General features: G+C 39.0%; 20 protein-coding genes. 14 read left to right on the forward strand and 6 right to left on the reverse strand.

What is annotated here, in order from left to right; genetic code table 11:
• Positions 1-4: 4 nt before the first annotated feature.
• The 3 genes from ACTWPX_RS19760 to ACTWPX_RS19770 are packed head-to-tail and all read left to right on the forward strand — an operon-like array spanning position 5 to position 3,307.
• A complete protein-coding gene (locus tag ACTWPX_RS19760; protein WP_443121199.1) occupies positions 5-1,492 on the forward strand; it encodes a DHA2 family efflux MFS transporter permease subunit in 1,488 nt (495 codons plus the stop codon).
• Between the two features lie 11 nt (positions 1,493-1,503).
• Positions 1,504-2,475 carry an ATP-binding cassette domain-containing protein gene (locus ACTWPX_RS19765; protein ID WP_128523306.1) on the forward strand — a complete coding sequence of 324 codons (972 nt, stop codon included), beginning with the start codon at positions 1,504-1,506 and terminating at the stop codon, positions 2,473-2,475.
• Between the two features lies 1 nt (position 2,476).
• A complete protein-coding gene (locus ACTWPX_RS19770) occupies positions 2,477-3,307 on the forward strand; it encodes an ABC transporter permease (protein WP_443121200.1) in 831 nt (276 codons plus the stop codon).
• Positions 3,308-3,480: 173 nt separating this feature from the next.
• Here the strand turns inward: ACTWPX_RS19770 and ACTWPX_RS19775 are convergent, their stop codons facing one another.
• The 3 genes from ACTWPX_RS19775 to ACTWPX_RS19785 all read right to left on the reverse strand — a co-directional run bounded on the left by ACTWPX_RS19775 (position 3,481) and on the right by ACTWPX_RS19785 (position 5,516).
• Positions 3,481-4,353 carry a DMT family transporter gene (locus ACTWPX_RS19775; RefSeq protein ID WP_443121201.1) on the reverse strand — a complete coding sequence of 291 codons (873 nt, stop codon included), beginning with the start codon at positions 4,351-4,353 and terminating at the stop codon, positions 3,481-3,483.
• Positions 4,354-4,996: 643 nt separating this feature from the next.
• Positions 4,997-5,305, reverse strand: a complete 309-nt coding sequence (locus ACTWPX_RS19780; protein WP_443121202.1) for a hypothetical protein — start codon at positions 5,303-5,305, stop codon at positions 4,997-4,999.
• Positions 5,306-5,372: 67 nt separating this feature from the next.
• Positions 5,373-5,516 carry a hypothetical protein gene (locus ACTWPX_RS19785; protein WP_164908482.1) on the reverse strand — a complete coding sequence of 48 codons (144 nt, stop codon included), beginning with the start codon at positions 5,514-5,516 and terminating at the stop codon, positions 5,373-5,375.
• Positions 5,517-6,282: 766 nt separating this feature from the next.
• Between ACTWPX_RS19785 and ACTWPX_RS19790 the strand changes: the two genes are divergently transcribed.
• Together ACTWPX_RS19790 and ACTWPX_RS19795 are read left to right on the forward strand one after the other, a co-directional pair.
• Positions 6,283-6,822: a GNAT family N-acetyltransferase gene (locus ACTWPX_RS19790; RefSeq protein WP_443121203.1), complete on the forward strand. Its 540-nt coding sequence runs from the start codon at positions 6,283-6,285 to the stop codon at positions 6,820-6,822.
• A gap of 266 nt (positions 6,823-7,088) precedes the next feature.
• Entirely contained in the window at positions 7,089-8,450 is a 1,362-nt protein-coding gene (locus ACTWPX_RS19795) for a DUF2254 domain-containing protein (RefSeq protein ID WP_443121204.1), read from the forward strand.
• Positions 8,451-8,592: 142 nt separating this feature from the next.
• On the opposite strand, the gene ACTWPX_RS19800 is transcribed toward ACTWPX_RS19795, so the two are convergent.
• A complete protein-coding gene (locus tag ACTWPX_RS19800; RefSeq protein WP_443121205.1) occupies positions 8,593-10,503 on the reverse strand; it encodes an LTA synthase family protein in 1,911 nt (636 codons plus the stop codon).
• A gap of 536 nt (positions 10,504-11,039) precedes the next feature.
• Here ACTWPX_RS19800 and ACTWPX_RS19805 point away from each other — a divergent pair.
• The 4 genes from ACTWPX_RS19805 (at position 11,040) to ACTWPX_RS19820 (ending at position 12,955) form a co-directional block, all read left to right on the forward strand.
• The gene (locus ACTWPX_RS19805) at positions 11,040-11,504 is read left to right on the forward strand and encodes a DinB family protein (protein WP_443121206.1); all 465 of its coding nucleotides are present in this window, start codon (positions 11,040-11,042) and stop codon (positions 11,502-11,504) included.
• Positions 11,505-11,586: 82 nt separating this feature from the next.
• Positions 11,587-12,099, forward strand: a complete 513-nt coding sequence (locus tag ACTWPX_RS19810; protein WP_443121207.1) for a GNAT family N-acetyltransferase — start codon at positions 11,587-11,589, stop codon at positions 12,097-12,099.
• A 45-nt stretch (positions 12,100-12,144) separates the two neighbouring features.
• Complete coding sequence (locus tag ACTWPX_RS19815) at positions 12,145-12,444, forward strand: hypothetical protein (RefSeq protein WP_443121208.1); 300 nt, start codon at positions 12,145-12,147, stop codon at positions 12,442-12,444.
• 154 nt (positions 12,445-12,598) lie between these two features.
• On the forward strand, positions 12,599-12,955 hold the full coding sequence (locus ACTWPX_RS19820) for a Type 1 glutamine amidotransferase-like domain-containing protein (RefSeq protein ID WP_443121209.1): 357 nt from the start codon (positions 12,599-12,601) through the stop codon (positions 12,953-12,955).
• 423 nt (positions 12,956-13,378) lie between these two features.
• On the opposite strand, the gene ACTWPX_RS19825 is transcribed toward ACTWPX_RS19820, so the two are convergent.
• Positions 13,379-14,257, reverse strand: coding sequence for an NAD(P)-dependent oxidoreductase (locus ACTWPX_RS19825; protein ID WP_443121210.1), 879 nt, complete (start codon positions 14,255-14,257; stop codon positions 13,379-13,381).
• Positions 14,258-14,429: 172 nt separating this feature from the next.
• Between ACTWPX_RS19825 and ACTWPX_RS19830 the strand changes: the two genes are divergently transcribed.
• On the forward strand, positions 14,430-14,903 hold the full coding sequence (locus ACTWPX_RS19830) for a VOC family protein (RefSeq protein WP_443121211.1): 474 nt from the start codon (positions 14,430-14,432) through the stop codon (positions 14,901-14,903).
• Positions 14,904-15,129: 226 nt separating this feature from the next.
• Here the strand turns inward: ACTWPX_RS19830 and ACTWPX_RS19835 are convergent, their stop codons facing one another.
• Positions 15,130-15,564, reverse strand: coding sequence for a MarR family winged helix-turn-helix transcriptional regulator (locus tag ACTWPX_RS19835; protein ID WP_443121212.1), 435 nt, complete (start codon positions 15,562-15,564; stop codon positions 15,130-15,132).
• A gap of 325 nt (positions 15,565-15,889) precedes the next feature.
• On the opposite strand from ACTWPX_RS19835, the gene asnB reads away from it, so the two are divergent.
• The 4 genes from asnB (at position 15,890) to ACTWPX_RS19855 (ending at position 20,091) form a co-directional block, all read left to right on the forward strand.
• Positions 15,890-17,716 (forward strand): asparagine synthase (glutamine-hydrolyzing), encoded by a 1,827-nt coding sequence (gene asnB / locus ACTWPX_RS19840; protein WP_443121213.1) that lies wholly within the window; start codon positions 15,890-15,892, stop codon positions 17,714-17,716.
• A 160-nt stretch (positions 17,717-17,876) separates the two neighbouring features.
• Complete coding sequence (locus tag ACTWPX_RS19845) at positions 17,877-18,416, forward strand: sigma-70 family RNA polymerase sigma factor (protein ID WP_443121214.1); 540 nt, start codon at positions 17,877-17,879, stop codon at positions 18,414-18,416.
• Entirely contained in the window at positions 18,416-18,829 is a 414-nt protein-coding gene (locus ACTWPX_RS19850) for a PadR family transcriptional regulator (RefSeq protein ID WP_443121215.1), read from the forward strand. Before ACTWPX_RS19845 ends, ACTWPX_RS19850 begins: the two co-directional genes overlap by 1 nt.
• Before the next feature lie 29 nt (positions 18,830-18,858).
• A complete protein-coding gene (locus ACTWPX_RS19855) occupies positions 18,859-20,091 on the forward strand; it encodes an FtsW/RodA/SpoVE family cell cycle protein (RefSeq protein ID WP_443121216.1) in 1,233 nt (410 codons plus the stop codon).
• Positions 20,092-20,451: the final 360 nt, after the last annotated feature.

Genomic DNA, 20,451 nt, shown 5'->3' on the forward strand with positions numbered 1-20,451 from the left:
GAATATGGCTGAAGTCAATCAGCAGATCGATCAAACAGAAGAAGAACAGCCGATAAATCGTGTAGCTATAGTATCAGTACTATTAGTCAGCGCTTTTGTAGCCGTATTGAATCAGACATTATTGAATACGGCTTTACCGAATATTATGGAGACTTTAAATGTCTCCGCCAGCACATCCCAATGGTTAATGACAGGGTTTATGCTGGTGAATGGAGTCATGATTCCGATTACGGCCTTTTTAATTGGGAAATTTACGACAAGGAGCTTATTCTTTACGGCAATGTCCTTGTTTACCCTGGGTACAGTAGTGGCAGCTATCGCACCTAATTTCCCAGTACTGCTCTCAGGCCGCTTGATTCAAGCGAGTGGGGCAGGAATCATGATGCCGCTTATGCAGACCGTCTTGTTAATGATATTCCCGATTGAAAAACGAGGTACTGTCATGGGGATGGCAGGTCTTGTCATCGCCTTTGGTCCTGCAATTGGACCGACCTTGTCCGGCTATCTTGTTGAAGAATACTCATGGCGTGTCCCGTTCATGGTGATTATACCGATCGCACTTGCTTCGATCGCATTTGGTGCTTTTGCACTTAAGAATGTAACGAAACAGACGAATCCGACGATCGACATTATTTCTATCATTCTATCAACTTTTGGTTTTGGTGGACTTCTCTATGGTTTAAGCAGTGCAGGGAATGATGGATGGGACAGCGCAAATGTATATGTCGCCGTCATCATCGGAGTTGTATCACTGACTGCGTTTATCATCAGGCAACTCCGTTTAGAAACGCCTATTTTGGAATTTCGAGTATTCCGTAACAAAATTTACTCTTTGGCGGCAGTCATCAGTATGATTGTGATGGTCTCCATGTTGGGAGCGGAATTGCTACTTCCCATATACATGCAGACGATGCGTGGGTTTACAGCGTTTGAATCTGGGTTGATGCTGCTTCCAGGTGCAATCGTTATGGGTGTGATGTCACCTATTTCTGGTAAGATTTTTGATAAAATCGGAGCCCGCTGGCTAGCGATTGTCGGTTTGACGATTATTGCAGGGGCGACTTTTGTATTCACTAACTTGACTGCAACTACGAGTTACACATTTATTCTGGTCATTTACGCTATCCGGATGATGGGAGTAGCGATGGTCATGATGCCTGTATCTACCGCTGGTTTGAATCAATTATCTAACGATTGGATTCCACATGGTACAGCAATGAATAATACGATGCGTACAATTGCAGGGTCGATAGGTACAGCACTTTTAGTTACAGTTATGACCAATGCGTCGAAAGAATATGTTCCTTCAGCTGATGCATCACGTGAACAGATCATCACAAATTCCATGATCCATGGGATCGATGTCGCCTTTATGGTCGCAACAATCATTGCAGTTGTTGGTATTCTATTGTCCTTCTTCATAACAAGTAAGCCGAAAAAGGAAAAACAAAAAGCGTCTACAGATACAGAAGCAAGCTTACAAACAAACTAGGAGGGGTGTCATTGGATACGATCATTGAGGTCAAAGGGCTGAAAAAGTATTATAAAGGCTTTGAAGCGGTCAAAGGCCTTGATCTGTCTGTCAATAAAGGTGAGATCTTCGGCTTTTTGGGTCCAAACGGTGCTGGGAAAAGTACAACGATTAATATGCTATCAACGATTGTTAAACCTTCAGAAGGTCATGCCCAAATCAATGGATTTGATAATGTGAAGGAAAAAAATAAAGTGAGAGCAAGTATCGGGTTGATTTTTCAAGCTTCCACCTTAGATGAGAAACTGACTGCAAATGAAAACTTGAAGTTACACTGCAAGTTTTATGGTGTTAAGAAAAGTTTGCGGGAAGAGCGTATTCAAGAAGTCCTGGAAATTGTTGATTTAAAAGAGAATCGTTATAAAATCGTTGAAACTTTTTCTGGTGGTATGAAAAGAAGGTTAGAAATTGCACGCGGGTTGTTAAACTATCCCAAGGTATTGTTTCTTGATGAACCCACAGTAGGATTGGATCCTCAAACAAGAGCCCACCTCTGGGAGTATATCCTGAAATTAAAAGAGAAAGCAGGAATTACTATTTTCCTGACTACCCACTCGATGGAGGAAGCGGAGATTTGTGATCGCGTGGCTATAATGAACCATGGTGAATTGATTGCTTTAGACACCCCTGAACAATTGAAGTCAAAAGTTGGGGGAGATATCATCCATGTGTCCACAGAGGATAACCAAGCAGCTAAATCCCTTATAGAAGAACGGTATGGGACGGAAGCTGCTGAAGATGGAGAGGGCATAAGCTTCCGTGTAGAGAATGGCAGTAAGTTGTTAGTGGACTTCGTGAAGCAATTTGATATCCCGATCAAAAGTGTCAATTTACGCCGGCCAACTTTGAATGATGTTTTCTTGCAGTTGGCTGGAAGAGAGATTGGTGAAGACACCGGTTCAGATAAAGACATGAATAAAAAACTCGCAAGGAAGGGGCGATAATATGGAAGGAATCCTGGCGATATGGCAGCGTGATGTCATCAAATTCTTTCGTGACCGGCCGAGAATTCTGGGCTCATTTGCTATGCCGTTCATGTTTCTCATTTTATTTGGAAGCGGTATGAGTGGGGCAATGTCGTCCATGATGGGCGGCGCAAGCCCTGACAGCCCTCTTGCTGACTTTGATTTTGTCCAGTTTATGTTCCCGGGTATTATTGGTTTGACCGTGTTTACAACCGCTATTTTTTCTTCACTATCTGTTGTACAAGATAAAGAATTCGGTTATATGAAGGAAATCCTGGTGTCACCGATTTCACGTATATCGATTGCGATCGGGAAAGTGCTCGGAGGTAGTACGGTTGCGGTGATTCAGGGGTTGATGATGCTGATATTCGTTCCGTTCATCGGTGTCTCGATCTCTATTCTCATGATCATTAAACTCATCCCTGTGATGTTTTTAGTAGCTTTTACTTTATCTTCCATCGGATTATTGATTGCGAGTACATTAAAGACATCCCAAGGCTTTCAAATGGTCGTACAGGTATTGATATTTCCTATGCTGTTTTTATCAGGGGCTATGTTTCCATTGAACGGAATGCCGGCGTGGATGAATGTACTGGTGAAAATCAATCCCCTGACTTATTCGGTGGATATGTTTAAAAAAGTGATTCTCGAACCGGCGACCATGGCGCCTGCCTTAAGAGAAGCGATGGGATTGAATCTTACCATTTTTAATCAGCCGATCACCTTTGCAGGAGAACTGTTCGCAGTGGCAGGGGTAGGTGTAGTATTCGTCGTACTGGCGACGATGAAATTTTCAACAATGGAAGCCTGATAATTCCCTTCAGGGTTAGCTCCACTTTCTCACTGATCAATAATGAAGGAAGGCACTTTAAAGTACAGTGCCTTCCTTTCTTTTCTGGTGAATTATTATTTTTTTCTGAGGAAATGCCGTTTCTTTTAAGGGATTTTTGTAAATTTTATAAAGTTTACTGGCCATGACATGTTTCATTCGGATTGCTTTACACTAAGGAAGGTGATTGTAGAAAGGATGACCACCATGCCAAGGATTTGTATGAGGGTCAAATGATCTCCAAGAAGCAGGACGCCAAATAATGAAGCAGTCACCGGCTCTACCATAGCGACCATCGAAGCAGTTGTCGGGGCAGTAGAACGAATACCAATCACATAGATAATAAATGAAACTCCCGCGCCTACGAGCCCTAATAGAACAAACCATCCTAAGTCGCTTGAGGTCACCACTGCACCTGCTTCACCCTTATCCATAAACAGAAAAAGGATGAGACAAAATGAAAAAAAGGCGGTGGTTAACGTCGTCTGCGGCTTCCCGATAGAGGAGGCATTTTTAAATCCGAATATAAACAATGCATAAGAAAGACCAGCAGCAAGCCCTGTTGCCGCCCCTAGAAAGCTCACTGAAATCGATTCAGTGTTGTAGGCGCCTGTAAGCAGGATGATCCCCATAAGCACACCGAAAATGCATCCCCATTTAAACCAAGTCGAACGTTCTATCCTTAATAAAAAGGAGAATAAAAGAACGAAGACAGGTGCGGTGTACATTAAAGTAGCGGCAACTGCTATGCTTGATGCTTCGATACTTAGAAAGTAAAAAGTGAAATTTCCAGCAACACCGACGCCCGCTAATAGCGACCATATGTAAAGACGACTGGAAATGATCCAATTTTGTTTAAAGCGAAAGAGAAACCATGCCAAGAAACATATAAATCCAACGGCTCCTCGGTAAAACGAAATCACAATAGGATCCCAGCCCTTGGACATTAAAATATCAGCGATACCTCCACTGATACCCCAGCATATAGCGGCCATCATTACTAAACCTACACCTGCAAATCTCCTCATCGTGTGCCTCCTACTAATAGATGATCGTACAAATTTTTGATCATATGATTAGAAACCTGACATGACCTTAATAATCTAAAATGTAAATCGCTCTCCTCGACTGAATGATTTTGAAAAGATGTTCATGGTAATTCCTTAAATATCTCCTCACTAAACCAGAAAAAGGGATGTCTCTAAAAAAATAAAAAATCAATAATCAATTTACTCAGCTGAAATATCGGTTAATTTTTATGTAGTCGCTTCATGATAGTTTGTAGGACGACTCTTACAATTAAGCCGGTCAAAAGGGTGATGACAAGTACGATAACAATATTATCCGACAATTTCATTCATGAATTAACACCTATGAAAAGGGCGATCCCTATGGCTATGCCTAATATGATCCCTTCCTTTTGTTTCATGATTTACCTCCTTGAAGACCATAATGACTCATATTTGACTTGGTGGAGTGAGAGTTACTTTATTCCTTACCCCGTTTTGGATAATGAAACACGGCAGAGGTCTATAATACCAGCTCCCACAACGCTGAAGGATATAAATGTTGATCTTGCTTCCGATGTTTTTAATAGAGAAGGTATAAACAGGGGTTAAAGAAAAAATAAAGGTGGATATATTTTGCCATCCACCTTTTTGCTTTTGTTCGCTATTCCTTTTCGATAAGGATTTCTACATTTTTGTTCAATTTCTCTAACTCTGCTTTAATTCCGCTTAATTCGTTTTCTATTCCAGCAAATGTATGAGAAGCGGCTTGAGAGATATCTTCCACAATGCTTGATATATCAACCTCATTTGAGTCGCTCGCTACACCGGCCTTTGACAGTTTATCAAATAATGTATCTTGATTCGTGAATTTTGAGGCAAGCTTCAGCAGACTGTCTAAATCCAAATCATTTGATTGGGAAGTGTTTTCTTCTTTTTGATTTTTTCTATAAATATCGTCAAAGTTAATCAAAGGAATGTCCCCTTTCCAGTTATTAGTTAAAGGGCTATGTTCCTATCCATAGCCCTTTAAACTTTAGTTAGTTAATGGTTCCAAGAATTTCATTAATACAGTTGACAACAATTTGGCGTTGCTCACTTGATCCTAGTAGAACAGCTACCAAAAGCGCCAGCAAAAACAAGACAGCAATGAGCACAGCGACTAAATTTCTTAACAGATTCATCATTCTCCCTCCTTCATCACAAAGATTGTGTGTAGGAGACGTCTCTTACATAAATACTCTATGTGAATCTAGCAAATACGCTTGTACATTAGCCTTTAATTAATAGAATTAAGTAATAAGTCTAATCCATAACAAGCTTGGGTGAGCAAAAACCAAGTCATTTAACCTGAGGATTTCTACCATTTATTTGTTTAAGCAAATGGTTTTTAATCAAGTTTTTCAGTGTGGGGTATAAATGACCATATATTGAGTTTTATCCATAAATTTGAAATAATTGCAATAATGATGCTGGGGAAAGGAATTTAACAATGGAGAAACTGATTTTTGGAAGTGAACCCGATTTTCTGAAGCCTATATAAGGGTTGAATCAGGGAACCCTATTGAATTAGCTGAAAAATAGTGGGGAAATTAGAGAAATTAGTGTAAGCAAAGAGGGAGGAGGGATAGTATCCGTTTGATAATCGGGAATGCCGGGCTCGCTATAATAACTGTTTTTTCCTTGACATTAATTATGGATAGAAAACTGGTGGGAGTTGTTATCTTTTTAGCTCTTTGGCTTGTCTATGATTATATAAAATGGCTGCAGGATCGCGCAAAAATTGACCAGGAACATAAAAGAAAGGGCTTAATAAGTTATTTTGTTACAGGAATAGCTGCCTTTCTGATCTATTTCTTATAGTTGGGCATCAATCCTGATTCAGGCCTTAAGCATAAGTGGATCTACATAAATTCCAGTAATAAAAAAGAGCATATAGGAAGTGAATAAATGATAGAAGAAAAGATTAATATTGTCCCGTTAACAATAGAAAATATAGAAGATGTTAATGCTACAAATGATTATTTTACAGTTTTCGGGAGACTAATTCCAACTTTTAATGGCCGGATATGGACACACGATGAAGAATTATTCAATGAAACCAAAGAAATAAAATTCCCTGATGATCATCTGAATTGGGAGGAATTTTTGGACAATGGAGATAAGACTCTTTTTTTTGCGTATATGAAAGGGAAATGTGTCGGACAGATAAGGATGATAAAAGCCAGGAACCGATTTTGTTATATAGAGAATATTGCAGTGATAAAACAAGCAAGAAAACAAGGGGTTGGAAAGAGACTGCTGAATGTAGCAGAAAAATGGGCCAGGGAGCGTAATCTGGCAGGTCTATCTTTAGAAACGCAAAATGATAATTTAGGAGCGATCAGGTTTTACCTTCGCCATGGTTTCGAGTTAGGAGGCATGGATACGCATACCCATATGAAGAACCCGAACATTGATATCGCTTTATACTGGTATAAACCCTTTTGAACCAAGAGCAAGACTCAGTAAACACTGAGTCTTGCTCTATTTAATTCCCAGGATGTAAGTTTCAAACATCTTGTTAAGGATTAAATAATGTGCTTTTTTAGGCTCTAGTTTATGGTTCCTGGGAGATTCCTCCCTATTTTTGATGAAGATAATAAATTTCAGGTTAGTTTCCTTCTATCCAGGGAAGGAAATAGAAGATTTAAAATTCATAAGAATAGCATGGTGATCATATGGGGTTCTTTTACTATATAAAGAAATACTTTAAAATGTCGAGACGTCAACGGAAAAGTGAATTAAAGTCAACTCTTTGGTTTATGCCTTTTTGGTATATCGTTGGAGCCATCGGTTTATCCGTTTTCACCTTTTATCTTGATTATGTGGTCGATGTCAGCTTATATCTGCCAGCCGCGATCGGTTTCAGTGGTCAGACCTTGCAGGTGCTTTTGAGTGCACTTGTAGGAGGGGTGCTGACTTTAAGCGCCTTTACAATTAACTCCCTGCTCGTGGCTCTGACGACGTTCAGCGGGCAGTTTTCTTCCAAAATGCTTGTAAACTTTGTCAGTGACCGAGCGACCCAGCACGTACTCGGTATTTTTAATGGCAGTTTCATTTATGTGCTCTTGAACTTCCTATACGTTACGCATGAAGAAGAGGAGTATATTGTTGCGACACCGGTCCTATCGATTCTGACAGCAATTACGGCAGCTGTGACCTTTATTTATTTCATCAACCATACAACCACTTGGATGCAGGTTCATAATATCAGCTTCAATATGAACACCAAGTCAAAATCAGTGCAGGCTTCTTTAGAAAAAGAATTAAAGCCTTATCACATTGAGAAAGAGATAGAGAGGGAATCCCTCCCCTCTGAGTCTGATGGAAAGGTTATAAAAACCAGCCAATCCGGTTATCTTCAAGTCGCTGACTTTTCAAGACTTATTAAACAGGCGAATAGAGACGACAGCCTCCTCAGGTTCAATGTCAGGATCGGAGAATTTGTTGTAGAAGGTACACCGCTGTTTACTTATTGGGAATATGGACAAACCATTAATCCCGATCGCTACTTCAAATCCATTGAAATCGGGGTCAAACAAACAGAAATCCAAGATTTGGAGTATGGACTGAATAAGCTTGCCGAAGTGGCCATCAAGGCTTTAGGCCATAATGATCCGCTTACGGTTACGAATACGATACATCAAATCACTGATTTGTTGAAAAGCATTGGCCAATCTACCAATTTCTCTCCGTACCTTTTTGACAAGGAACAGGAGCTTCGTATCATCTTAAATCAAAAAGATTTTCGTTATTACCTTCATAAGGGATTCGCTTCCATCCGTGAGTATGCAAACCAGAACTCGACAGTAATGACAGAGCTTTTGACGATGGTGTCCCTGTTGAGTAAAACGATGGACAAAAAAGTCCACGACGATTTATGGGAATTTGCCCGCCAGACCATTTTAGGATTTGATAACTACAGCCTGTACGAAAATGACTGCCTGTTTATTTTAGAGCAATTATCCGAGCTCGCTAAAAACACAGGTAACCAGGAGGATTACCTTTTCCTGCTTGAATATATGCTGCAGCGAGTCAGTTCGAAGAGTGCTTCCACGGTACCATCTTCCCTATAAGTTATTTTAAAAAAGAAAAACTAGTAGAATAGTTCTCTACTTGTTCAGTGAAAGTGCCCACTTATACCCAAAAAAAACACCTCCAAATTTGTAACTGCAAATTTGGAGGTGTTTTAATCTTATTGTTATCTTTATTCAACCTTTATTCACTTTGGTTTCCTTTATTTGTAGCTTCTTTTTGTTCACTATCTTTATAACGGAGCAGATCCCCATAAACAACTTTGTCGGAGTACTGCAGTTCTTTTTCCGCCTTTTCTTTCAGTGGTTTACATGTTTTGAGATTGATTTTTTCTTGGGTCTCTTTATCATAGCATTTATTAGACTCCGCAGCGTAGATATACTGGTCTGTTACTACACTACCGTCTCTGAGAATAGTCATACTGGCACGGTTTTCAGCAAACAAGTCTGTTCCGAACTGAACGGCATTATTCTGTTCAATCCCCAGTAAATTCAGGATGGTAGGTTTTAAATCGATTTGTCCGCCTACTGTTTCCATTGTTTTGCCTTCCATACCAGGTATATGAATAATTAAAGGAACCTTTTGGAGTTGAATATGTTCAAAAGGACGAATTTCCTTATTTAGTATTTCACTCATGGCCCGGTTATGGTTCTCGGATATGCCATAATGATCGCCATATAACACAAAAATCGTATCTTTATATTCTCCTTGTTCTTTCATTAATTGGAAGAATTTTTTTATCGATTCGTCTTGATAGCGCATGGTTTGGAAATAACGATCTACGGATCCATCTCCAGTATTTGCTGGTTCAATCATTTTCATATCTTTGTCGTTCAATAGATAAGGATAGTGATTCGTCATTGTAATAAACTTCGCATAGTAGGGTTCTTCTAGTTTTTCTACCATTGGCATGGATTGTTTAAAGAATGGTATATCTTTCAACCCATAGTTTACAGTGTTTTCTTCTGTTATATTATACTCCTCTTGTGAGTAAAAGTGCTCGTATCCAAGGGTTTTGTACATAATGTCCCGGTTCCAGAAGCTGTCATTGTTGCCATGAAAGCTCACGGGAGTGTAACCTTCATCTTTCAGAATTTCAGGAGTTGCATTATATTCATTACTTTCATTGGTTGTGAAAACTGCTCCTCGTGGTAATCCATACAGAGAGTTATCAATAATGAATTCAGAATCTGATGTTTTACCTTGACCTGTATTATGATAGAAGTTGTTGAAGTAAAAGCTGTCTTTAATGAGATCATTTAAAAATGGTGTGACTTCTTTACCGTGCAATTTTTTGTTGATCACAAAGTTCTGGGTGGATTCTAAGGAAACTAGTACCACATTTTTTCCTTTTGCTTTTCCGAAATATTCACCTTTTGCTCCCATTTTTCCTTGCTGAGAGTTTACATAGTTCAACACTTCAGTAAGTTCATTGCTGTCGGCAAGCACACGCCGTGTTGAAGACTTTACTGTCATGACACTGTCGTAAATATGGTAATTATAGATTCCTAGTAATTTCACAAGTTTAGCACGGTCGAAAGTTCTTACCAAAAGCTGTGGACGTTCCGCCTCTGCTAAACTCAAATTGACTGCAGCAAATCCAAGAGTAGCAGCGTAAATCATGGCAACTGTCCGTTTGCGAAATTCCATAGCAGGTTGCGTTTTCTTACGTAAAAGCCATATACCGAGAACTAATACATCGATCCAATAAAGCATATCCTTGGGATGCACTAATGACTTGGTGCTTCCTCCCAGATCCATAAAGTTCTTATATTGCATAAGAACAGGCAATGTAATGAAATCATTGAAAAATCGGAAGTACACCACATTCGCATACAGTACAAATGACATGATGAAATAAATTACAAGAAACGCTTTATTCCGTCGTTTAGGTGAAAAGAATAATGAGAACCCAAGGAAAAATAAAATGGAGCTTACAGGCGTTAATACCAAAATGAATTGCTGAAGTCCATTTTCAATATTTAATGTGAACGCATTTTGAAGCGCGTAATAGGATTTTGCCCATAAGAACAGAACCGCTATTATAAAAAACAGCCATCCTTTGTTTAACAATTTTTTACTTCCTATATTCATATCTATCCTCCTGCATTTCTCTTACAAGTTTAAGAGTACAATTTAACAAATTAATGGCAGGAGGTAAACAAGGTGAGTTAGATATTTAAGAACCTTTTGTGAATACGGTAAAACCATTAATCGCAAAGGCTCCTTCAAGTCCATTGAAATCGAGGTCAAACAAACAGAAATTCAGGATTTGGATTATGGGTTGAATAAGCTTGCCAAATGGCCATCAAGGGTTTAGGTCATAATGATCCGCTTACGGTTACGAATACGATTCATCAGATTACTGATTTGGTGAAAAATGTTGGCCAGGCTATGAATTTCTCTCCATACCTTTTCGAACAGGAACAGAGCTTCAATCTCGAAATGAAACCTTGAAAAAAGGATGAATCCTCACACACGAGGATTCATCCTTTTTTGTTTGAACAGTTATTGTTGGAGATTTAGTTTCTTGGTGACGCAGGATTAGTACACGAATTTCCAGAATGTATTTAGGGGTTGCTGCATTTAATTCTCAAAATAGTTATTTAGATAAGAAGGGGGGTGTGGGTTTGTTTGAGTCGAAAGATATTTTAACCGACCAATTGGCAGCGAATACAAATGAAAAGAGTTGGTACGTCCCATTTTCAGAATCAGTAAAAAATCTGACCGAGGAAGAAGCTGTTTGGAAGCTCAATGAAGAATGTAATAGCATTGCTGAAATTGTACAACACTTGCTTTACTGGAATAAAACATGGCAGACAAGATATAAAGAATCAAGTGTTCATGCAGTACCAGCATTGGAAAATAATGATCGTACGTTTTTCGTAAAAGAAGATCAATCATTTGGTGAGCTTCATAAACAACTGTTAGAGACTCTTATGTATTGGCAGGAAATATTAAGTGAAAAACAATTACAAAGCTCTGTGGAAGGGTTTTCTGATACAAAATGGTGGGAAGTGATAGCAAGCGTTTCTACCCACAACGCTTATCATATTGGTCAAATACTTTATATTAAAAAAATGCAAAGAATTTGAAGTTGCCTTACTTATTATTATGGAGCTCATATCTGCTAAAAGCTTGATGCCACAAATTGACTGGAATACGGGTGAAGATTATATGGAGATTACCATTGATAAAATAAAAATTGATGATGCTCAGGATTTATTCGATTTTGAAAGCGAAAATAGAGCCTTCTTTGAAAGAATGGTACCAAGTCGAGGAGAGGATTATTATAACTTTGAAACGTTCATGATAAGACATGAACGTTTACTCGATGAACAAATTCAAGACTCGTCTTATTTTTATCTGATAAGGGGAAGGAATGGTGAAATCTTAGGAAGAATGAACGTCGTAGATATAGACCGATCTCAAAACCTGGCTCATATAGGTTATAGAGTGGGGGAAAAACATATTGGTCAAGGGATTGCACATCTTGCTTTACAAACTACACTGGAAAGTTTAAGTAAGGAAGGTTTCACCGAAATTTTTGCGAAGACCACCAATCATAACATTGCTTCACAAAAAGTTTTGGAGAAAAACGGTTTTAAGAAGGTAGAGGTCAGTGAAAAAGAATTTGTAATGAATGAAGAGATCGTATGGTTTATTAGTTATCGTTGGGATATTACATGATTTTACAATCTACTAAGGGTGACAAAAAAGGTGGGACTACAACAGGTGAGAACGTTATTAGAACTGCTTCGTATCATACTCATATTCGGGCTTCTTGGGGGCTTATGCTGGGCGATTATAGGAAACATTTATACAGTGAATAAAGCCGTTGAAAGCTATTCGTGGCTAGGAGCTTCAGCGATCCTGGTCATACTTTTTGTATTATATAGAAACAAGTTTCAATTCTCTGGCTGGTATAAAGGGAAGGGCAGAAATAAATTGCCGAAAAAAGTTACCCTGTCACTCATTTTCACTTCATTCATATTAGGTACCTCTCCGTTTGTATTAGGTTCATTATTCAGCTAGGGAGGGTTTTAAAAAGATAAGAAATGTAATTTGCAGCATTCAGGATACTATTTTTTTATTAGATTATTAAAAGGTGGTTACTAGGAATAACCTCAGCTGCATTCATGGCTGTGCTATTTAGAAATTCAAATAGGGAACTAGGAAGGAGGCAGGTATGGGAAGTTTAATATTATCAGGAGGAGGAAGCGCCGAACAAAATGCCAGGGCGCACGAATTTTTAGTAGAGTCTATTGAAAAAGACAGACCGGTTCTTTATATTCCCCTGGCAGGTGATCCGAATTATAGGTCCTACCACACAAGTGTTGACTATATAAAAAGTATTTTGGAACCATTAGGAGTTAAGGAAGTTACTATGTGGACCGATCTCAATGCCAGAACGATAAACGAATTGCAGTCCTTTTCATTTATATATTTTAGTCGTGGGAACACTTTTACATTACTAAATGAGATAAAGAATAGTGGCTTCGATAAAATTTTAATCCGGTATTTAAAAGCTGGAGGAACCATATAGGGACAAAGCACAGGTGCAATAATCTTCGGAAGTGATGTTTCTCACACACCTAAAGAGAAAGATTTGACGGGATGTGAGCCTCTGAATCTTATACATAACAGTCGCTTATGGTGTCATTATGATAACGCTGAGGATGAACTACTTTGTGCGTACTCGGAAGACCCCAATACACCTTTAATCGCCCTTCCGGATGGAGGAGCTATCCATGTTACTGAAACCTATAGTCAGGTCATCAGTAAAAAAGCGTATGTATTTAAAGGTGGTAAGAAAACAGAACTAATTTAAGTGGCTGCTACAAGACGGTGTCAGCGAACTGATAAATGATGAAAGCTGTACCACTAATTATAGGGTTCAGTTCATTGATGTTGTCAGTAATTATGGAGAAAAAGCACGTACATTGGGGCAAGTACGTGCTTTTTTCTATCATGCCATCATTAATTTGTAATATTTAAGCAAAGCTTGTGTGCCATCATTCCCGCCTTCTTCTTCATTTAGTTTTTCATACAATTCTTTAGCAAGCTGTAACCCTGGTATGGGGATTTGCATTTGCTCGGCGGATTCAATAGCGATTTTCATGTCTTTTATAAAATGTTTAACATAAAAACCTGGGGCGAAATTCCTCTCAATCATTCTTGATCCCAGATTTGATAATGACCAGCTGCCGGCGGCTCCGAATTCGATGCTTTGGAGCACTGTTTTTGGATCAAGACCTGCTTTCTCGGCGTATAAAATCGCTTCTGTGACCCCGAGCATCCCGGAAGCGATTGCGATTTGGTTACACATTTTTGTATGCTGGCCTGCTCCGGATTCTCCTTGTAAAACGATGTTCTGACCCATCAATTCAAAAACAGGGTAGACCGATTGAAAAGGTTCCTTGTCTCCTCCGACCATAATGGTGAGAGCGGCATTTCGGGCACCGACATCACCACCGGAAACTGGTGCATCCAAAGCATGGATACCTTTTTCTTTGGCTTGTTTGTATATGGTTTGTGCAAGTAGAGGTGACGAGGTCGTCATATCAATCACATAGCTGCCAGGCTTGGCATTCTCTAAAATGCCGTTTTCACCGAAATAGATGCTTTCCACATCGCTAGGGTAGCCGACGATGGTAATGATGATGTCAGAATCCTCTGCTAAGGCTGCGATAGATTCTTTCCATTTTGCTCCCTGATCCATCAATCCCAGCGCTTTTTCTTTGGTGCGTGTAAATACATTCAACGTGTATCCTGCTTCCATTAAATGACGGGCCATACTTTTCCCCATAACGCCTGTGCCGACAAATCCAATTTTTTTACGATTCATTCGGATATTCTCCCCTTGTATGTATTTTTCTCCATCCTATCATATCCTTTTTATTATCAGTTGTATTATAATCGACTATTTGAAATAATCCAAATAGTTCCAAGGATGCCACTAAACTTATCAGTACGGTAGAGTGGGGGAAAATATATTAAATTTATTGGAGGTATTCACATTGATTAAAGGTCTATACGAAGCACACTTACCAGTAAGTGATTTAAACAGATCGATTGAATTCTATGAAGGCCTCGGTTTGGAGTTTGACCACAAAGTTGAGGATAGATTAGCATTTTTATGGATAATTAAAGACCAGAATTGGCTTGGATTATGGCAAACCGATAAAGTTGAGGTCGAGTACCATCCTTCCATTAGGCATATAGCTTTTGAGGTTTCATTAGAAGGACTGAAGCACTCTGTGACCTGGCTGACAAATAAAGGTTATACGCCTAGAGAGGCATTTGGTTTTGAACCATCAGAACCATTTGTGATGCCTAACCCGAATGGAGGTTTTGGCCATGCGAAAATACACTTTAGCGATCCGGATGGAAATAGTTTAGAGTTCATTTGCAAAATAAGTAATCCTGCCAATTTGACAGAAAGAATGTACTTAAGTGAATGGGAAGAGTTAAGTGGATGGTCAAGAAAATGAGGAAGAATGAGGAGCATTGGAAAAAATCTAAGCCTTATCTTAAACACCACTCCCTGTGACTCTTCACTGTAATAATCTTTTCAATAGAAGTCACTCCTTTAGTGTTTTGCATGGTTTTACATTAAAGGGAGTGACCTTTTTTGCTTTTAATAACAATTATTTTTTCTTCAAAATCCATAGTAAGGTAAAAAGAATGCCTTTACCCAATTTCTATACAATGATTTCATTACTTTAAATTCATTGTACGATTTACGGTTTGATTGTACTTTTGCAGCAGAAGACCAAACTTTTCTTTCTCTTCTTCTGACCATTCCTCAAGAACGCCTGCCAGCCGTTGGTACCTGCGTTGTTTGTTTTCCTCTAATTCTTTTGAACCAAGTTCAGTAATTTGATAGAAGTAAGCTCTTCTGTCCTCAGGGTTTGGTACTTTCTCTACATAACTTTTTTCTACTAAAGCTGCTGCCTGACGGCTGATGGTCGATATATCCAAGTGGAGGTCAGCGGCCAATGCTTTGACCCCTGCAGGTCCATAAGATGATAACTGGCGTAATAAAATGTAGGCAGAACGATCGAGACTGTCGCGGTGTTTTTCCGTTAATACGATACGACGAATGAAATCGGTTACCTGCTGTTCAATTAATTCAAGAGATTTGTCACTCATACTTTCACCTCACATGTAAAGATCCTTCTTATTTGATGATACCATCAAATATTCTCATTGACATATATGCTTATTTAGTTGTATCATACAATAATTAAGTTGTAACATACAACTATATGTATTCATGTGGATGGGCAAGGAATCTATTTGAACCATTAGGCAGAAATAAGTCTATCTGTGAAATTTTAATAAGAAGGAGGAAAAGGCAGGGAAACACAACATAAACGGGTTCCGGACATCTCGATTGCGGAAGACCCTGGTATGCTGAAGTAGCAAAAAGCGGTTTGGGCTGAATGAATTATCTTAAGAAAGAGGGTTTTACATCATGTGTGGAATTACAGGTTGGGTGTCCTGGACAAAGAGTTTAAGTGAACAATCGCCCGTTTTGGAAAATATGACGAATGCGATTACCCATCGGGGGCCGGATAGCATTGGTACATGGTTATCTGAGTCTGCAGCTCTGGGGCATCGGCGGTTAATCGTTATAGATCCAGAAGGTGGAAAACAACCAATGGTCTATTATGAAGGTCCGTATGCCATTACTTTGAGCTACAATGGAGAGATTTATAATTTTAAAGAATTACGAGAAGATTTAATTCACAATGGTCATCATTTTAAGAGCTCTTCTGATACTGAAGTTCTCCTCCATGCTTATTTGGAATGGGGAGAAGCATGTATAGAACGATTGAACGGTATTTTTGCCTTTGCTGTTTGGGATGAACGTATAGAGCAATTGATGTTGGGAAGAGATCACCTTGGGGTGAAGCCTCTGTACTTTGCTAATCGGGACAATGACATTATTTTCGGCTCTGAATTGAAAGCCATGTTTGCTCATCCACAGGTGGACCCGGTTATTGATAAAGACGGACTGTCAGAAATATTTGGACTCGGACCGATTCGGACACCTGGTCAAGGTGTTTTCAAAGACATTGAAGAAGTGCGGGCGGGCCACTATGTGACGTTTAGAAAAGAAGAGAGGAAAGCGGAACAATACTGGACATTAAAGAGCCATCCCCATCCTGATGACCTTGATACAACGGTTTCTACCATCCGTTCGTATTTGGAAGACACCGTCACTGAGCAGCTTGTGGCCGATCGACCTGTAGTCTCTATGCTTTCTGGTGGTTTAGATTCCAGTGGTTTGACGGCTATAGCTGGAAAAGATTTTTCTAAAGAGGGTAAAAAGCTGGGGACGTATTCCATTGACTTTGAGAATAACGAAAAGGACTTTGAAAAAGACTTTTTACGCGTGGATTTGGATGAGCCCTGGGCAGAAAAAGTTTCGAATCATGTAGGAACTGAACATAAGTCAATTGTTTTGGATGCTGATGAGCTTGCAGAAAATCTGCTGGTGCCGATGAGAGCCCGGGATCTTCCAGGAGTGGGAGAGATTGAAACATCTCTCTATCTGCTTTTTAAAGAAATGGAGAAAGAGGCAACTGTCGCCTTATCCGGCGAATCGGCTGATGAAGTGTTCTCAGGATACCCGTGGTTTCACCAGGAGGAGTTTTTAGAAGCGGATATTTTTCCGTGGTTGTTGAATATGAGAGGCATGAGCTCTATCTTATCAGAGCAACTTAAAGAAAAACTTGACCTTCTATCTTATCAAAAAGAACGCTACCAGGAGGCATTAAACGAAGTCCCGGTTTTGGAAGGAGAATCGGATCTTCAAGCTAAACAAAGACGAATGTCTTATATGTTCATCACTCGTTTTCTTCCATTTATGCTTGATCGTAAAGATCGGGCCAGTATGATGACAGGGTTCGAGGTCCGTGTTCCTTTCTGTGACTATAGACTTGTCGAGTATTTATGGAACGTTCCGATTGAAATGAAAAATATTGATGGAATTGAAAAAGGGGTACTAAGACGGGCGTTTGAAGGTTATCTGCCGGAGGACGTGCGCTATCGCAAAAAAAGTGCTTACCCAAGCACGAAGGATGCAAAATATCTAGAAAAAGTTAGCCAATGGATGCTGCAGATATTAGATGATCCCACTTCCCCGATTCTTCCTTTTATTGATGTAGAAAAAGTTCGGAGCATCTCTGAAGGTAAAAGCGAATCGATACATGCTTCCAGTGCCAAAGGATTGTTGGATTACCTTATTCAAGTAAATGCCTGGCTTAAGGAATATGACATTAATGTAATTTTATAAGAGGTGGACTTCTTATAGGGAGAAGTACCTTTTTAAAAGCACAGCACTTAATTGGAAATGTCCTTGAAAAAGGGTTCATTTCAATTAATGTTGTGTTTTTTTTATTTTCTCTAAAACTATTTTATTGACTAGATCGTTAAATAATATAGGAGGGGAAGACGTGGCAGAATCAATTGAGAAGTATATCGATATCCAAGATAATGAACAGGCTATAAATGAAATCATGGAAAGTTACGGTCAATCCATTCTTCAGTTGGTTTACTCATATGTGAAAGATAAATCTATCGCAGAAGACTTGACTCAAGAAATTTTTGTGAAATGTTATAAAAACCTACATACCTATAACGGGCAATCGAAAATAAAGACATGGTTATGGAGGATTACAATCAACCATTGTAAGGACTATTTGAAAAGCTGGTATAAACGGAAAGTGATTATCTCTGAAGAGAAGGTGATGGGGGTAGAAAATAACCACTCCAGTACGGAGGAAGAAGTCATGCAAGACTTCGTGGACGGTGAACTGGTTTCTACAATCATGGATTTACCTACAAAATATAGAGAAGTGATCTATCTATATTATTATGAGGATTTAACCACCAGAGAGATAGCCCAAGTGATAAAAAAGAGTGAAAACACCATAAAAACTCGTTTGAAGCGAGCGAAAGTAATATTGAAAGAACAATTAGGAGGGACTTTTTAATGGACAGAAGGTTGAAGAAATTGAAATCGTCTATGGACAACACTGAATTTAAAAACCTCCATTTTAATGAAACCCATATCAGTAATGTTCAAAACAAGATAAAAAAGCAGGAAGAAGGCGAAGAGGAAATCCTTCTTTCTATCATGCAACTGTTGGTATATGAACATACTGGTTTTACCCTTACCAAAAGAATAAGGGGAAGAGGGATTGTAGGCTACGAAGATAATGAAGGAAATATATATACGATGCTGCATAGGTTGGAACAAAAAGCCTATATCAATTCGACGTGGAAGGAAGATGGCGGAAAGTACTATAAGTTGTCTCAAAATGGACATAAGCTTTTGAAGAAATATGAGTCCTCTTCAAATAAAAGACGAATTTTACGTCCATTACTGGGGGGAAGTCAAACATGAATAGGGGAAAGGACAGTTATATAGAGAATGTGAAAAGTTTAATAAAGGACAAAGATGCTGGACAAGCCGTCACAAAAGAATTGGATTATCACATAGAATGTGAGATAGAAAGATTGCTTCAAAAAGGTTATAAACTTGCGGAAGCAGAAGAGGAAGCAGTACGGCAAATGGGAAATCCCATAGAGGTCGGAAAGCATTTTAATGATATTTATCGTCCGAAAATAGACTGGTGGTTAATTTTGCTTCTAACCATTACTATTGGAGCCAGCTTTCTGCCGGTGATTGTTTTTAATGAAGAGGCAGGATATTTATTAAACAATAAAGTGATCTACACAATCCTTGGAGTAGGATTAGTTGCCGCTTTTCTATATTTTGACTACAGAAAATTACGAAAATGGGGCTGGGCATTTTATGTAACTGGCTTATCAGGATTATTCTTTTTAATATTGGGACCGGTCACCTACATAGGTGGGTCACCCATCATCTTAATCGGCCCATTGGATCTTAGGGGGATCTACTTTCTGCCCCTTTTCATTCTAGGTTTTTCTACTATGTTAAGCAGTACAAAAGCAAGCATTTGGAAAGGTCTATTCTTTCTATCTTTTCCGGTGCTTCTCTATTTTGTTATGGCAGATCTACCATCTGCTTTTATTCTCACGGTTGTGTTTATTACAATGGCTTGGTATCAAAATCTGAACAGAAAAATGATAATAGGACTTCTATTAGGTGGAAGCGGTGTAGCAGGAGTGAGTGGCTTATGGTTATTCAATGCTATGCAAAGCTATCAGCAAGAGAGAATTCTTGCCTTTTTATACCCTGAAGAATTTGAGGGCGGAATCTATTTGCGCATGAAGGAATTACTCTCTTCCGCTGGATGGACGGGAAACTTCGGCGCTGAGAATCCTCTTTCTTCAGGACATACAGATTTTGTGTTAGTCAGTGTAACGTATCAGTTTGGTTGGATTGTCTCAATCATCATAACTTTAGTTCTCCTGCTGTTAATGCTTCGGGTGGCTCTTGTAAATATAAAGATAAAAGATTCCTATGGAAGAATGGTTGTAACTGGAGGATTAGCATTTTACTCCGTCCAGCTACTGTATCACTTAATGATGTCACTTGGACTGTTGCCGGTTATGTCTTTTTCTTTACCATTTTTAAGCTATGGTCTTTATCCAACCGTGTTGAATGCAATCGTGTTCGGCTTAATATTAAGTGTTTACAGAAAGAAAGATTTGGCAGGGATGACCTCTCCTGTTAATTAATTAGGGACAATCCCTCAACACCCCCTAATATCCAGGCGATTATCGATTAGAGATAATCGCTTTTTTCGAGCTTGAAAATTGCAAAAGTCGTAACGAGTCCGATTTCCCTTACCATCCTGAACATCTGTAAATCTGAAACTAAAATAGCTGAGATTCGTATAAGTGGAAGAGAGCAGTCAAGGGGGATTTTGATTATGGAAAGACCGAAGAAAGTTAAGTTGAGTGATGAAAAGTTTCATTATGTTATTGCAGTAGTGGCACTATGTTCTTGGTTATTGCACTTTGTGTTTTATCAGGATTTATATGAGAGAGAAGAAATATACGCTGGCATATCTTTTATCTGTATATCTGTCCCTTTGT

This window comes from Halobacillus sp. H74 (genome assembly GCF_052246715.1).
GTDB lineage: Bacteria > Bacillota > Bacilli > Bacillales > Halobacillaceae > Halobacillus > Halobacillus litoralis_A.